Annotated in this window: 15 protein-coding genes; 13 read left to right on the forward strand and 2 right to left on the reverse strand. The window is 50.3% G+C overall.

Annotated features, from left to right (window positions below):
- Positions 1–81 precede the first annotated feature (81 nt).
- The 7 genes from HP552_RS24745 (at position 82) to HP552_RS24775 (ending at position 7,083) form a co-directional block, all read left to right on the forward strand.
- The gene (locus HP552_RS24745; RefSeq protein ID WP_175398055.1) at positions 82–987 is read left to right on the forward strand and encodes a hypothetical protein; all 906 of its coding nucleotides are present in this window, start codon (positions 82–84) and stop codon (positions 985–987) included.
- 122 nt (positions 988–1,109) lie between these two features.
- A complete protein-coding gene (nikR, locus tag HP552_RS24750) occupies positions 1,110–1,586 on the forward strand; it encodes a nickel-responsive transcriptional regulator NikR (RefSeq protein WP_175398056.1) in 477 nt (158 codons plus the stop codon).
- A 291-nt stretch (positions 1,587–1,877) separates the two neighbouring features.
- Positions 1,878–3,521 carry an ABC transporter substrate-binding protein gene (locus HP552_RS24755; RefSeq protein ID WP_175398057.1) on the forward strand — a complete coding sequence of 548 codons (1,644 nt, stop codon included), beginning with the start codon at positions 1,878–1,880 and terminating at the stop codon, positions 3,519–3,521.
- 42 nt (positions 3,522–3,563) lie between these two features.
- Positions 3,564–4,559, forward strand: coding sequence for an ABC transporter permease (locus tag HP552_RS24760; RefSeq protein WP_175398058.1), 996 nt, complete (start codon positions 3,564–3,566; stop codon positions 4,557–4,559).
- Between the two features lie 116 nt (positions 4,560–4,675).
- Entirely contained in the window at positions 4,676–5,551 is an 876-nt protein-coding gene (locus tag HP552_RS24765; RefSeq protein WP_175398409.1) for an ABC transporter permease, read from the forward strand.
- Positions 5,538–6,491: an ABC transporter ATP-binding protein gene (locus HP552_RS24770; protein WP_175398059.1), complete on the forward strand. Its 954-nt coding sequence runs from the start codon at positions 5,538–5,540 to the stop codon at positions 6,489–6,491. The genes HP552_RS24765 and HP552_RS24770 overlap by 14 nt, the downstream gene beginning before the upstream one ends.
- Positions 6,481–7,083 carry an ABC transporter ATP-binding protein gene (locus HP552_RS24775; protein WP_175398060.1) on the forward strand — a complete coding sequence of 201 codons (603 nt, stop codon included), beginning with the start codon at positions 6,481–6,483 and terminating at the stop codon, positions 7,081–7,083. The genes HP552_RS24770 and HP552_RS24775 overlap by 11 nt, the downstream gene beginning before the upstream one ends.
- A 79-nt stretch (positions 7,084–7,162) precedes the next feature.
- Here the strand turns inward: HP552_RS24775 and HP552_RS24780 are convergent, their stop codons facing one another.
- Together HP552_RS24780 and HP552_RS24785 are read right to left on the reverse strand one after the other, a co-directional pair.
- Complete coding sequence (locus tag HP552_RS24780) at positions 7,163–8,347, reverse strand: MalY/PatB family protein (protein WP_175398061.1); 1,185 nt, start codon at positions 8,345–8,347, stop codon at positions 7,163–7,165.
- Between the two features lie 294 nt (positions 8,348–8,641).
- A complete protein-coding gene (locus tag HP552_RS24785) occupies positions 8,642–10,639 on the reverse strand; it encodes a S9 family peptidase (RefSeq protein WP_175398062.1) in 1,998 nt (665 codons plus the stop codon).
- A gap of 339 nt (positions 10,640–10,978) precedes the next feature.
- Between HP552_RS24785 and HP552_RS24790 the strand changes: the two genes are divergently transcribed.
- The 6 genes from HP552_RS24790 to HP552_RS24815 all read left to right on the forward strand — a co-directional run bounded on the left by HP552_RS24790 (position 10,979) and on the right by HP552_RS24815 (position 15,205).
- Positions 10,979–11,542, forward strand: a complete 564-nt coding sequence (locus HP552_RS24790) for an STM3941 family protein (RefSeq protein WP_175398063.1) — start codon at positions 10,979–10,981, stop codon at positions 11,540–11,542.
- A gap of 32 nt (positions 11,543–11,574) precedes the next feature.
- Positions 11,575–12,441, forward strand: a complete 867-nt coding sequence (locus HP552_RS24795; protein WP_175398064.1) for an aldo/keto reductase — start codon at positions 11,575–11,577, stop codon at positions 12,439–12,441.
- A 208-nt stretch (positions 12,442–12,649) separates the two neighbouring features.
- On the forward strand, positions 12,650–13,060 hold the full coding sequence (locus HP552_RS24800; RefSeq protein ID WP_175398065.1) for a GntR family transcriptional regulator: 411 nt from the start codon (positions 12,650–12,652) through the stop codon (positions 13,058–13,060).
- Positions 13,053–13,751: an ABC transporter ATP-binding protein gene (locus HP552_RS24805; RefSeq protein WP_175398066.1), complete on the forward strand. Its 699-nt coding sequence runs from the start codon at positions 13,053–13,055 to the stop codon at positions 13,749–13,751. The genes HP552_RS24800 and HP552_RS24805 overlap by 8 nt, the downstream gene beginning before the upstream one ends.
- Entirely contained in the window at positions 13,748–14,488 is a 741-nt protein-coding gene (locus HP552_RS24810) for a hypothetical protein (protein WP_175398067.1), read from the forward strand. Before HP552_RS24805 ends, HP552_RS24810 begins: the two co-directional genes overlap by 4 nt.
- Positions 14,489–14,716: 228 nt before the next feature.
- Positions 14,717–15,205: an LURP-one-related/scramblase family protein gene (locus tag HP552_RS24815; protein WP_175398068.1), complete on the forward strand. Its 489-nt coding sequence runs from the start codon at positions 14,717–14,719 to the stop codon at positions 15,203–15,205.
- Positions 15,206–15,222: the final 17 nt, after the last annotated feature.

Below are 15,222 nucleotides of genomic sequence, written 5' to 3' on the forward strand. Positions count from 1 at the left end.
TTGTTTCGGCCGCTTCACCTTGGATCAACTGGAGAACGAAGAAGTTGTATTACATTTAGAGTGAACGAGGAGGAAGGTTCAATGAACATGGTGGAAGATCGATTCAACATGGACCAAGGCACGAGTCACGGTCATGTTGCGAGGAGAACTGCAAGGTGGTTTATCACCCGCCTGTGCATCTCGCTGCTGCTGGTTGTCAGCATGGGCTCAATCCATGCTTTCACACCAGCTGCCGAGGCGGCAGGACCGGATCTTGGTGTAACCGCGCAAAAGTCGTGGGAAGCCCTGCTTAAGAAGGCGGATGCTCAAACGAAAGCTTCCCTGCAGCAAGCGTACCAGAAAGTGGGGAACTGGACGACACAGGAGCAGAGCTGGGAGCAGAAAACCAAAACACTTCATGCAGCGAATGCGGCTGAGTTATCCAGGCTTCGTCAGGAAATACGGAAAGCAGATGAAGCGAAACTGGCTGCTCTGGCCGATACGTTGAAGCGTACCCAAACCCGGTATGAACCGATGTTTACGTTGTATACCACAGTCAACAAGCAGCTTGCAGCAGCAAGAGCCGCCAAAAACAAGGAATGGACGGCCGCACTCCGAGCCCAGGCGGAGACACTAAAACCGGCTGTACAGCTGGCGAAGGCAGATGTTCGCATGAAGAAACAGCAGCTTGCCGATGCCCGCAAACGCAAAAGTACCGAGGATAAGCGTCTTCGAAGTATGCTTGCGGCGGCTGACCCGTTCAAGAAACAGATTCAAACAGGCAAAAAGCAGGCAAGCCTAACCAAAGAGAGATACGCGAACGCACTGAAGCTGTTCAAACAGAACATCAAACAAGGCCAACCCTCACGTGTGTTGAGTTCATTGAATCAGCTCTCATCTGCGGCCGAGAAGTGGGCCGGCTCCAAACAAAATATCCATGCATTGGAGCAAAAGGTTGCCGATACCTACCTGAAAGTAAAAAAGGAGCTCGCAAAGAGAACACAATAGATAAAGTCCAGTTCGGTGCCTCACCAACATAATGAGTCCATTCCACTTTTTGCATGAGTACAGTCGAAGATGAACCGGGACTATGATACACTCGGATATAAACGACGTGCAGGAGGCTGTGAATGGCAGACAAAGAAGATTTGACCCGATTCGGCGTGGCATTTCCTACCCCGCTGATTGAACAGTTTGATGAGTATATTGAAGAGCGGGGTTATAAAAACCGATCCGAGGCTTTTCGTGATTTGGTTCGCAAAACGCTGCTGGAGCCTTCTCATCTGCAATCCGAGCAGGATGTGGCGGGTACCATTGTCATGGTTTATGACCACCATATCAGCGATCTGCCGATTCGGCTGATGGAATTGCAGCATCAGGCACATCATGACATTATCTCCAATATGCATGTACATTTGAACCACGATCAGTGTCTGGAGGTTATCGCAGTAAGGGGCAACCTGGGGCGCTTGCGTCATCTGCATCAACAGATCCAGGTTCAAAAAGGGGTACTCTATGCCGAATTGTCCGTGACATATGTGGATGAACTCAACAAACTCGCGACCCGTCACAGCCACGATCACAATCACAGCCATCATTATGAATGAGTTTCAGCTCTTCATCATGTAGTCCCATACATTTAAAACAGACTGTTGGTTAAGAGCCAACAGTCTGTTTTTGTTGTCAACGTTTCTGACCTGGTTGTTTGAGGTGACAGAGTAAACACCATAAATCCACCGTAATATTTTGTGAAATGAAAATAAATGGATTTTGAAGTCAACTTAGTTAACACGGAAAATAGTAATTGTGCTACAATTGCTAAAAATAGTAACACGGTTACGGATTGAACAGCATCCAGTCTGGAGAATTGCTGCATATCCAAAGGGGGAAAAGGGTAGATGGGCCAATTTTCATGGAGAAAACGTTCAAGCCAAGCAGGGCTGAGTCTTTTGCTTGTATGTGCGGTTGGACTGGCAGGATGTGCACAAGGTGCATCCTCGGTCAAGGAGAGTGGGCAATCAGCAGCTTCACATTCAAGTGACGAGCTGGTGCTTGCGGTTGGTACGGAGCCTGAAGGTGGATTCGATCCGACAACAGGTTGGGGACAGTATGGTTCACCGCTCTTCCAGAGTACTTTGCTGAAAAGGGATGCCAAGCTGCATCTGGTCAACGACCTGGCAACAGACCATTCCGTCAGTGAAGACGGTCTCACATGGACGATAACGCTGCGGGATGATGTGAAGTTCTCTGATGGTGAGCCACTGACGGCAGAGGATGTAAAGTTTACGTTTGAAACGGCGGCCAACAGCGGATCGGTGATTGATCTAACCAATATGGCTGGTGTACAGGCTCCTGATCCAACAACGGTTGTATTCACATTGAAGACGCCGCAGTCCACGTTTATCAGTGTTTTGACTACACTCGGGATTGTCCCTGAACACGCCTATGGCTCCGATTATGCCGAACACCCTGTCGGATCCGGTCCATACAAGCTGATTCAATGGGATAAGGGGCAGCAGGCCATCGTGGAGGCCAACGAGGAATACTACGGCCAAAAGTCTGCATTCCGCAAACTGACATTCCTCTACCTGGATGAAGATGCAGCCTTCGCAGCGGCACAAGCCGGATCCGTGGATATTGCCGCCATTCCGGCCGCATTCAGCAAGCAGCAGGTGAACGGCATGACACTGGAATCGGTCAAAACCGTGGATAATCGGGGCATCATGTTTCCCATGCAGCCAGCGGGCGGGACTTCTGCAGACGGCTTTCCGGCAGGGAATGATGTGACGTCCGATCTTGCCATCCGCCAAGCGGTGAATGTAGCCATTGACCGCAATGCATTGGTCGAGGGGGTGCTTGAGGGATATGGCCGTCCGGCTTATTCCGTCAGTGATGATCTGCCTTGGGGCAATCCGGATACTGTATTCGCAGATGGGGATGTTCAAGAAGCGAAGCGGATTCTGGCGGATGGAGGCTGGACCGATGCAGACGGTGATGGGATTGTTGAGAAAAACGGTGTAGAAGCCGAGTTCAACCTGCTCTACTTTGCAGGAGACCTGACCAGACAGTCGTTAGCGCTTGCTGCAGCGGATATGGCTGCTCAAGCTGGAATCAAAATCAATGTGGAAGGCAAGAGCCGTGAAGAAACGAAAAAACAGGCTTACGCCAATGCCGTCCTATTTGGATGGGGCAGTCACGATCCGCTGGAAACCTACAATTTGTACAGCAGTACGCATAAAGGAGAGGGGTACTATAATGTGGGACTGTATTCCAACCCGGCGGTAGACCGCTGGATGCAGCAGGCCCTTCAGGCTACGAGTGAAGAAGAAGCCCTTCCATTCTGGCAAAAGGCAGAGTGGGACGGGACGACCGGATTCAGTTATCAGGGGGACGCCCCATGGGCATGGTTGGTCAACATTGATCACCTGTATCTGGTCAAGGAAGGTCTGAACATTGGTGAACAACAAATTCACCCGCATGGTCACGGTTGGCCGGTGACATCCAATCTGGAGGAATGGTCCTGGGATGACAATGCGAAATAGGCATCGAGGGGACAGATCCAGCCTGAATCAAGGAGAGATGGTATGACAGGCAGTCGTGGATGGGCCATGTTTATTGGTGTTAAGATGTTGCGACTTTTATCTCTGTTGGTAGGAGTCAGTGTAGTGGCTTTTATATTGATGCAATTTTCGCCTGTGGATCCGGTAGAGGCCTACATTGGCGGAGACATGATCAGGGTGAGTGCTGAGCAGCGAAGCCTTATTGAAGAACGCTGGGGATTGAATGATCCGCCTATCCAGCGGTTATTCGCCTGGGGCCAGGCATTGCTTCAGGGTGATCTGGGAACATCGATGATCTACAGACAGCCGGTTGCTGATATTATTCAGGAACGATTCCTGAACTCTGCTGCGCTTATGGCGGTGGCTTGGGTTCTATCCGGTGTGATTGGATTTGGTTTGGGTGCAGCCGCAGGGATGAGAAGGGATTCCAAGCTGGATCGTCTGATCTGTTGGTATTGTTATACGCTGGCTTCCACCCCGGTATTTTGGATGGCCTTGCTCCTGCTCATGGTGTTCGGTGTATGGCTTGGATGGCTTCCGGTGGGTCTGGGAGTACCCGCAGGGATGGCAGCCGATCAGGTCACATGGACGGATCGAGCCATTCACATGATTCTCCCTGCATTGACCCTGAGTCTGACAGGTGTGGCTGCCATTGCCCTGCATACCCGTCAGAAGCTGTTGGACGTACTTGAATCGGACTATATTGTCTTTGCCAGAGCAAGAGGCGAGCGAGGGGTACAGCTGTTTCGCAGGCATGGATTCAGACATGTCGTGCTGCCCGCGCTAACACTGCAGTTTGCTTCATTCAGTGAACTGTTCGGCGGAGCCGTTCTTGCAGAGCAGGTATTTTCCTATCCGGGCCTGGGGCAGGCCACCGTTCAGGCTGGGCTGCGCGGAGATGTGCCGCTGCTGCTTGGGCTTGTGCTGTGCAGTACCGTCTTTGTTTTTACAGGCAATATGATTGCAGACATTCTGTATCGTATCATTGATCCGCGGATGAAGGAGGAGCTGGTAACATGAAGCCGAAAGTAGAGCAGTCCTCTAGGCCGGTCCGTGAAATGCCTCGGTTGCAGAAAGTGATATTGGGCAATAAGGGGAAGCGGAACAAGGGTGAACCACCGAAGCTTCAAGCAGGAATGGCATTAGGGGAAAATGGCTTCAAGAGCCAGCAACGGTATCACAATCCGCGAAAACGGGCACTGATCAGGGGGAGTTTGGCATTGATCTGGATCGCGATCGTGTGGCTGACAGGGTTCATGCTCCCCGCAGAATCAACCTTAACTTCATTAATGGATCGGAATTTGGCCCCGGTATGGGCACATCCCTTCGGCACGGATTGGCTGGGGCGAGACATGTTCATGCGGACATTAAAGGGATTGGCGACCAGTATTCAGGTTGGGCTGCTTGCTGCCTGCGGTGGTGGGCTCGTGGCACTGCTGCTCGGTTTAGTCGCCGCTTCGGGCAAGCTTGCTGACAGGATCGTTTCCTGGCTGATTGATCTGTTTCTGAGTGTGCCTCATCTGGTGTCACTGGTAATGCTGGCCTTTGTCTTTGGTGGAGGGTTGTCCGGCGTGGCGGCTGCCATCGCCTTCACTCATTGGCCGAATCTGGCCCGGATTGTACGTGCGGAGATGATTCAGCTGAAATCCGCAGACTATATTCATATTTCACGCAGGCTGGGCCAATCCCGGTTTCGTATTGCTGTACATCATATGCTGCCGCACCTTGTACCGCAATTGTTTGTTGGTATATTGTTGATCTTTCCTCATGCTATTCTGCATGAGGCTGCCATTACGTTTCTGGGACTCGGGCTGTCGCCGCAGCAGCCGGCGATCGGCATTATTTTGTCAGAGTCGATGAGATATCTATCTGCGGGCATGTGGTGGCTTGCCTTTTTCCCGGGGCTCGCGCTGTTATTGGTTGTTCGTGCCTTTGATGTACTGGGAAGCAGTTTGAAGGTATTGACAGGTACAGGCAGTTCAAGGGAGGTCGGATCATATGGCTCTTCTTGAAGTAAAGGGAGTCTCCGTTTCATTCAGACGTGCTCGTGGCTGGTTTGCACATGAGGAGAGCAAGGTCATTCAGGATCTGGATCTGACCGTGAATGAGGGCGAGATTGTAGCTGTCGTCGGTGCGAGCGGGTCTGGTAAAAGTGTGCTGGCACAAGCGATCATGGGCATTCTTCCGGCCAATGCCAGGATGGAGGGACAGATCAGTTATGCGGATGAACCACTGACGAGAGAGCGGCAGCTTCGTCTGCGCGGGGATGAACTGGTGTACATTCCCCAATCCGTTAGTTATTTGGACCCGCTGATGAAGGTGGGGAAGCAGGTCCATCCTGTTAATCGGAAGTCAGATCAGCGCCGATTGTCATCCAGATCACAGATGGAAAAAGCAGAACAGGAGCTGGCGGGCCGCTATCAATTGCCTCAGGGAACCTCCAGGAAATATCCGTATGAGCTGTCCGGAGGCATGGCCCGGCGGGTGCTGATGGCTACAGCGACCTCCGGTGAGCCCAAGCTGATTATTGCCGATGAGCCGACTCCTGGTATCCATCCGGAAGTGCTGGCTGAAACGATGAGGCAATTTCGGAAACTGGCAGATCAGGGAACAGGCATTTTATGGATTACCCATGACATTGCCTCTGCATTGACCGCAGCAAACCGTATCGTCGTATTCTATGCCGGTTCCTGTGTAGAGACAGCGCAGGCTGTCGATTTTACGGACAATGGAAATGGTTTGAGACATCCTTATACACGTGCACTATGGGATGCTTTGCCGCAGAATGGATTTCAGCCCATCCCGGGCTCCCAGCCCCTAGCGGATCAAAGGATGGAGAAGGGATGCCCGTTTGCACCCCGCTGCCAAGCGGCGACTCATGCATGTATAGATAAACATCCTGAAATACGCAAGGTCCGAGGTGGAGAAGTGAGGTGTATTCATGCCACTTGAAGCACGGAATGCAGGTTACCGATACAACAAAGATAACTGGATATTTCGCGAGATGAACATGGAAGTGGAGCGTGGACAAGTCGTGGGATTGTGGGGACCCAGTGGATGCGGAAAAACGAGCTTGGGGCGCATCCTTGCAGGATATGCCGAACCTGTGACAGGACAAGTGCTGCTGGACGGGAAGCCGCTCCCTTTAACGGGAGTTTGTCCAGTCCAGCTCGTATTTCAGCATCCCGAGAAAGCAGTCAATCCACGCTGGCGAATGCGGCGTGTGCTGGGCGAAGCTGGGATGGAGGACCAACAGCTGCTGGATGCATTGGGTATTCAGTCTGGCTGGATGGATCGCAGACCCGGCGAACTGTCTGGTGGTGAGCTGCAGCGTTTTTGCGTAGCACGCGCACTGGGCAAGGAGACGCGTTACCTGATCGCCGATGAGATGACTACGATGCTGGATGCCATTACTCAGGCCCAGATCTGGCATACTGTAATGGACACGGCTCGCCAGCGCAAATTGGGGCTGCTTGTCATCAGCCATGATCATGATCTGCTGAGCAGGCTGTGCGACCGGATTATTCCCATGCCTACATTGTAGCTGCAATCAGAAATAAGCCATCTTCCCTTGATCAAATCCAGGGGAGATGGCTTATTTTCAGTATTTTGCATCAATCATTTTATTTGTTTATTTTGTTCAAAAGCACGGATAATCTGCGCATGGCTTCTTCAACTGTTGACCGTGGACAGGCTACGTTCATGCGCATGAATCCGGTGCCTTCCAATCCGAAGACTGTTCCGTCATTAAAGGCGAGGCCTGCGTCGTTCAGCAGCATCCGCACAAGATCTTCCTGCGGGATACCCAGCTTGCGGAAGTCCATCCAGAGCAGGTAGGTTGCCTCAGGCAGCTCGATTCCAACGTCCGGCATATGCTCTGCAGCATACTGCTGTACGTATTCCATGTTTCCGCGAATGTACGCAAGACAGTCGTCCAGCCATTGCTCGGCTCCGTTATAGGCTGCCTCTGCTGCAACAGCACCCAACGTGCTGATGCTGGCGAGCCCCATCGTTTTTACACCTTGCATAAAGGATTCCCGCAGGCTGGCGTTCGGAATGATGATATTGGAGGTGCACAGGCCGGGAATATTAAATGTTTTGCTTGGTGCCGTGCAGATGATGCTCAGATCCGCGATCGCATCCGAGACAAGAGTCAGCGGTGTATGCGCGCCACGTTGGTGCACAAGATCGGCATGAATCTCATCCGAGACCACCAGTACATTATATTGCACACACAGAGCAGCAAGACCTTCAAGCTCTTCGCGAGACCACACACGTCCAACAGGGTTGTGAGGGCTGCACAGGATTAACATTTTGACCCGGCCTGTCTGCAGGCAGGACTCCAGATGTTCCAGATCCATAGTGTAATGGCCATCTTCGAGACGCAGTGGGTTGGTCATCAGTTCTCTGCCTTGACCACGTACAACTTCATAGAAGGGGGCATAAACCGGAGTCTGGATTACAACGGCATCTCCCGGTACTGTGAACCGCTGGACGGCAATACTCAGGGCAGGAACGATCCCAGGTGTGAATACAACCCAATCATCACTGATTGTCCAGTTGTGACGCCGCTCCATCCATTCTCTCAAAGCTTTATGATAGGATTCCGTACGTACCGTATAACCGAAGATGCCGTGTTCCATGCGAGTCTGTAACGCCTCAATGACTGATGGTGGTGCGGCAAAATCCATATCGGCCACCCACATGGGCAGGGCATCGGCCACACCGAAAATTTCCTCCAGCGCGTCCCATTTCTCTGATCCGGTAGAGAGACGATTAATCGGCTCATCAAATGTGTTTTTCTTCATTATTAGGTTCCCCCTTCTAATCCGTTCATTCGACCACAATCGACAGATTATTATCTAATAAATTTGCTGTTTTCGCAACTCCCAGCCTCAACTTAAACTCCATAAGGTATGGTCCGAATTCCCTGAATTTATTCATAAATTCATGCATTTTCTATCATTTGATTCCAGTCACGATGTAAAAGCTACTTTTGGTTAAAGGGTTATTCCCTACAACTGAAAAAACCATCACAGTGCCATCTTACGATGACTTCCTGCAATGGTTATAGACTGGCTCAGCTTGTCTCATTCAATGAATTACAAGTGCTCGTTGAACCATCCGGCGATGTGCTCAAGACGTCGTACCCTCAGATGTGGGTGGCCGCCTCTGGACAGTTCATGATTAGCACCGGGGAAACGAACGAGCCGGGTTGTCTGTTTGCGGCGCTTCAGAGCAACATACAGCTGCTCAGCCTGCTCAATCGGACAACGCAGGTCCTGTTCACCATGCAGGATCAACAGCGGCGTATTTACATTACCGACGTAAGCAAGAGGGGAGTGTTTCCATAATTTTTCCGTATCGTCCCACGCATTGCCGCCAATCTGATCTTCTGTGAAAAAATAACCGATGTCACTCACGCCGTAAAATGAGAGCCAGTTGGAGATGGAACGCTGGGTGACAGCCGCTTTGAAGCGGTTCGTGTGCCCGACAATCCAATTGGTCATGAAGCCCCCGTAGCTGCCCCCGGTCACGCCCAAGCGGGTTTCATCAATGAATTCGTAGGTGGATAAGGCATAATCAACGGTCTCCATAAGGTCGCGGTAATCACCACCGCCATAGTCACCACGGCAGGCGTTCACAAATTGCTGTCCATAACCCAATCCGCCTCGTGGATTGGTATACACAACGGCATAGCCCTGTGCTGCGAGCATTTGGAATTCATGCATAAAGGTAAAACCATACATCATGTGAGGACCGCCATGAATTTCAAGAATGGTGGGGATCTTGATGCCGTCTACCATGCCCGCCGGTTTCATGATCCATCCTTGCAGTTGAATTCCATCCGAAGTATCAAACCAGAAGGTTTCCGGTGTACTGAGCTGGATCTCCCCTTCCAGCTGGGGATTACTGTGAGTCAGTTGAATGGAATCTGTTCCTTGATCATCAAGCTTGGGATATAAAAAGAGGTCACCTGGGTTTAGCGTATCCGCTGCGCCTGCAACGATGTGTCCGTTTTCCAGTTCAGCGAACTGATAAAATTCCTTCTCAGCTGGTAATATATACTCAGCGTGACTGCCATCCCGCGCAAAGCGTGCAATTCGGACACTGCCCTGGGCAGTAGCCAGACAGAGAATGGATGAACCGTCGCGGCTAAATACCGGACCTGTCGGGGTCAGATGTGCGCGCATATCCCCAACAAGGCTGTGATTCATCTGTACGTCCCAGTCACTGCTCAGGCACACAGGTTGGCCGCCCGAGATAGGAAGGGTGTAGAGTTTCACGAGTGTGGCATTTCCGTAGGATCGATCACTGGCAAGCAGGGCAAGAGATTGTCCATCTGGTGCATAAGCCAAACGGCTGAAAGTAAATCCTTCCGGGGTTAGCTGCTGCACATCGGACCCGTCTGCTTTGGCCTGGTACACGTGATTGGTCAGTGTATAATCGTTATGCTCCTCACCTTCCTCCGGCATTTGGGCAATCCAGACAATGGATGCTCCGTCAGGTGCCCACGCATAATCTCCGACATCATAGTGACCTGAGGTTACTGGTGTGGCTTTACCACCATCGATCGGGATAAGGAAGAGGTGAGTCCGTCTGCCATTCCATAATCCTCCGCCATCGGACTTCATGCGAATACGGTCCACAACGAGTTCTTGCAGCAGTTTGCTGTCCTGATCGGAGTCTGCTTCAGTTTCTTCAAGGATATCGACCGAAGATTTTACAAGTAACGTCAGGCCGTCCGGAGACCAGGTGAGTGAACTGGCCCCGTGCTTCAATCGGCTGATCTGTTGTGCTTCTCCCCCATCCGAGGCGATTAGCCAGACTTGTGTTTTTCCGTCATGCTCCCGCAAAAAGGCAAGCTGTGACCCATCCGGCGACCAGCAAGGTGAATGATCCTTATCACCGGAGGTGAAAGCTCTGTCCTTCCGGCTCTCCAGATGGAAGAGTCTCAGGTGAGAAGAATAACCGTCTCGTTTTTCGTTCGTTTTCCGGCTTACATATACCAGCTGTCCGCCATTGGGAGACGGAGTTGGATCATTAACCCATGTCATCTGAAAAAGATCTTCCGATGTGATGCCACGCAGACTGTTCATTGTTTGTCCTCCCCCTGATTTAGCAGATATAATTTCCTGACCTTTCCATTAATACTAAAGGAAAGCGGGAATGAGGACAACATGCTTCTACACGTCTGGCGATTACTCTACTCAACATGTGCCAGCGTAGAAGGAATTGCTGAATATACGGCGAATCCTAATGGTTGAATTGTTATGAAAGAGCTGGATATTGGCCTGATCATGCTGTTTGATATGTTGGTGTTTTGGTTAATAAGTTATGTTATTTCTGTCTGTCTATCTGTCTATCTAGTAAAGAAAGAATTCATATATAGATATAGATCATACATATTTCTGTTGAAATGAAGGAGGAGTACGAAATTGTCGACATCCTATGAACAGCAGCATGTGGAATATCCTAGCCGAAAACGAATGGGATGGCTTGCGATGGGGGCGGCACTTTTTGTGGCAGCCGGATTTTTTTTGATGTTTAGCGACTCTTCTGATTCAGGAGATTCTGTAATTTCTTCGGTGGTTGGTCTTGTTTCTGTCCTGTTTTTTGGACTCTGCCTCTGCTACAGCCTGGTGAAGATCATTAAGAAGGAACCTTCCTTTGTCGTCGATGACCAAGGATTCGTGGACTCCTCATCGTATACATCAGGAGGATTCATCCCCTGGAAAGATGTAGAGAATATTTTCATGTATGAGCTGATGGGGCAGTCTATGATCGGAGTTAAACTTAGGGACGAGAAGGCCTTTCTGGATCGTCAGACTGGCGTAAAACGCAAGCTCATGACCGTGAACACACAGATGGTGGATGCTACGGTGAGCATTGCTCAGAGCAGTCTGTCTTTACCGCTGGAACAGCTATATATCATGATGGTTGGAAGATGGAAGCGGGCGAGTGAGGAAGCGCGTACGCGTAACCCGCTGGGCAAGTCTTAAAATCGAACTAGTCTCAAATAGGAGGTATGCAAATGACACATGGACAGAAGAAGCGCACCGTTCTGCTGCCTGATGGTACTGCACTGCCTGCCATTGGGCAGGGTACCTGGTACATGGGAATAAACCGTTCCGTCCGAGCAGAAGAAGTAAAAGCATTGCGTAACGGCATTGAACGCGGAATGACGGTGATTGATACCGCAGAGATGTATGCTGAAGGCGGAGCGGAGGAAGTTACCGGAGAAGCGATAGCGGACTGCCGGGATGATGTTTTTCTGGTTTCCAAGGTCTATCCGCATCATGCAGATCGCAAGCAGATGGTTACCGCTTGTGAGAACAGTCTTAAACGTCTCGGTACGGATCGGCTGGATCTGTATTTGCTGCATTGGCGGGGACGTGTGCCGCTTGAGGAGACAGTTCAGGCTTTGGAGCAGTTGAGAGAAGCGGGGAAAATTGTGCGCTGGGGCGTATCCAATCTGGACACGGAGGATATGCAGGAATTATGGGATATTCCGGCTGGACAGCATTGCGCCGTGAATCAGGTATTGTATCATGCGGCATCACGCGGCATTGAAAACGATCTGCTGCCCTGGTTGCGGGAACGACATGTCCCTGTGATGGCGTATTGTCCGCTCGCTCAGGGAGGAAGGCTGCGGACCGAGCTGCTGGAGCATCCGGTCATTCGTGATATTGCCGGACAGCGGGGAGTCAGTACATCACAGATTGCATTATCCTGGGTCATCCGTGATGGTGATGTGTTGGCAATTCCCAAGGCCGTACAGTTATCTCATGTGGCAGAGAATGCCGCGGCCATGGACATTGTTTTGACACACGAAGAAGTGGAACGGTTGAATGGTGCATTTCCTGCACCTGAAGGCAAAGTTCCTTTGGACATCGTATAGATTCGGTGTATTACACTAGGCTAACTCACAGATAGCTGATGCCAAGAAAGAGCAGATCTCATGATCTGCTCTTTTTTTATTTTGCTCAGAGTGTTTGGACATTCATGAGAAATGATTGCATAAAGTTAGAAAGGAATGGGCTTTACATTACCAGAACACTAGTGTACTATATAACTAACACACAGATACAGGAAGGAGCGAGTGCTTTGTGACTATGGAATTTGATAACAACTTACCTATTTATCTGCAGATTATGCAGTACATCAAGAAGCAGATTGTAACAGGCACACTGAAGGCTGGAGATAAGATTCCTTCGGTTCGTGAACTGGCGGCTGAATTACAGATTAATCCCAATACGGTACAACGGACATTTCAGGAGTTGGAGCGGGAAGAAGTAGTGGAAACGAAACGGGGTCTGGGAAGATATGTGACAAGTGAGGAGTCGAAAATTATGACGATCAAAAAAGAAATGGCAGGAGAGCTGCTGGAGCGTTTTTTGACAGGCATGCAGGAACTGGGCATTGAGGAGCAGGATATCGTTACGATTGTAGCGGAGGCCGTAGCGCAAGGGCAGCATTCACAGCAGGGCAATGAACAGGGAGGGGCGGGGCATGAGTAACATCCTTGAATTGAATCACGTTAGCAAAATGTATGGCGGCAAGAAGGCTCTAAGCGATGTTACACTTGCCATCGCTCCGGGCAGAATTGTGGGACTGCTCGGAAGTAACGGCAGCGGCAAGAGCACCCTCATGAAGCTGGTTGCGGGTTTGCTGCATCCTACGAGTGGAACCATTCAGATTACGGGTAAACCGGTTGGACTTGAGACCAAGTCACTCGTTTCTTTTATGCCGGATCGCCCATTGACCGAGAAATGGATGAAGGTTCGTGATGCCATCGCATACTACCGCGATTTCTATGCTGATTTTGATGAAGTGAAGGCCAGGGAAATGCTTGATTTCATGAAGCTTGCAGAGGGTGACAAGGTACGGCATTTATCCAAAGGCATGAACGAAAGACTTCAACTAACACTAGCTCTTTCCCGCAAGGCTCGTCTGTACTTACTGGATGAACCTATTGGAGGTGTCGATCCGGTTGCCCGCGGCAAGATTCTGGATGCCATCGTGAAATTTTACGACGAAGACAGCAGCCTCATTATTTCCACCCATCTTGTGACGGATATTGAGCGGATTTTCGATGAAGTCATTTTCATTCGTGAGGGCGAGAAAGTGATGCAGGAAGAGGTAGAGACGCTTCGCCTGAAATACGGTAAAAGTGTGGATGAAATGTTCAAGGAGGTTTATGCGGAATGATGACATTGTTGAAGTATGATTTTAGAAGAAATATAAGCAGCCTGCTGGCTGGGCTGGCGATCCTGATTGTCATTCAGATCGTTCTGGTATCATTCCTTCCTGAAGTGGAGTCAGGCATTCTGGCTATAGTAGCCTACATCGGCATAGGCGTGGCCCTGTTTGTGAAAATGATTAAAACCTACTGGTCCAACATCCGAGCCTACAATCGGCGGCTTGTACCCGTGTCGGAATTATCCCATGTGATCTCTCCACTTTTGTTTGGAACGATCTGCGGATTGGCATTGTTCGCTGTGGGGGTACTCCATTTCACCATCTATAATGCCGCATACCCGGGTTCACAGGTCGCAAGTTATATCGAGATTATCAACATTGGAATTTCGGATGTAGCAACGGGTGTCCTGTTTGCCTGGTGGACTGCGATGTTCATGGCCGTTACCATCTTTTTGTCGATCTCCATTGGTGGAAGCTTCCGCTTCAAAGGCGGACCTTGGATTGGCATTGTTTCATTTTTCATCCTGAGCACCCTGGTAAGCTGGCTGGATAATCTCATTTTCTCCGGACGGATTGATCCGATGGACGTTTTCCAGGTTACCGAGAGCGATACCGAAATTTCGTTTACCTCCAGCATGTTCGAATGGTCTGGTGCCGTGTATGCGCATATTGTGTTCGAAGCTGTGCTCATGGCTCTGTTTATTGCGGCGGCGGTTTATCTGAACAGCAAAAAGGTAGAGGTTTAGACCACCAATTCATTCTTAAGTTAGCACATCTGTCAGATGGATCAGAGGATTGGTTATACTCCAGGCAGCACAGCTGAAACGGGCGATCACGATCGCTCGTTTTTTTATGGTCTGGAAGCTGGGAATTCTCCACGTTATGAAGCCTTTTCCAGTTCGCATACGTAAATAGAGATATAATGTGTGCTTTATGCCGGAGCAGGTTTAATTTGAGTAAAAGGGGAGGATGTCATGGAGCTGTATTTCAGGGACAACTTTTTCAACGCAGGCTACACCGAAATCATGACTCAGGATCAGGAGCAGGCAGGACATTTGGATTTGAAAAGTGCATTTGGCACATCGATCGATGTGTTCGATCCAGCGGGGCTGACCTGCAGCGGTCAATTCCGCATGTTAAGCAATCGCTGGGAAATAACCTCAGCGGATGGAGGACAAATGGGTGTCTTACGAGCCAGAATGAGCTTTTTCAGCAAAAGGTATGAATATGATGCGGGACCACGAGGTGTGTATGAGGTAACCGCCCCGGCATTTTCTCAGGAATATGACATTACCGGGATGGGCGGCAGAACGGTGGCAAGCTTTAGACGTACAAGCGGCTGGTTCAGTTCGGGAGCTTTTGTACTAAATAATGAGTCTGATCAGCTGGAATCCTATGAATTGATAGCCGTCGTTATGGGTGTGCATGCGATTAACAAAAGACGGAATTCAGCCGCCACATAGATCATATTAACCAACCC

Origin of the sequence: Paenibacillus xylanilyticus, assembly GCF_013359935.1 — a bacterium.
GTDB classification, from domain to species: domain Bacteria; phylum Bacillota; class Bacilli; order Paenibacillales; family Paenibacillaceae; genus Paenibacillus; species Paenibacillus xylanilyticus.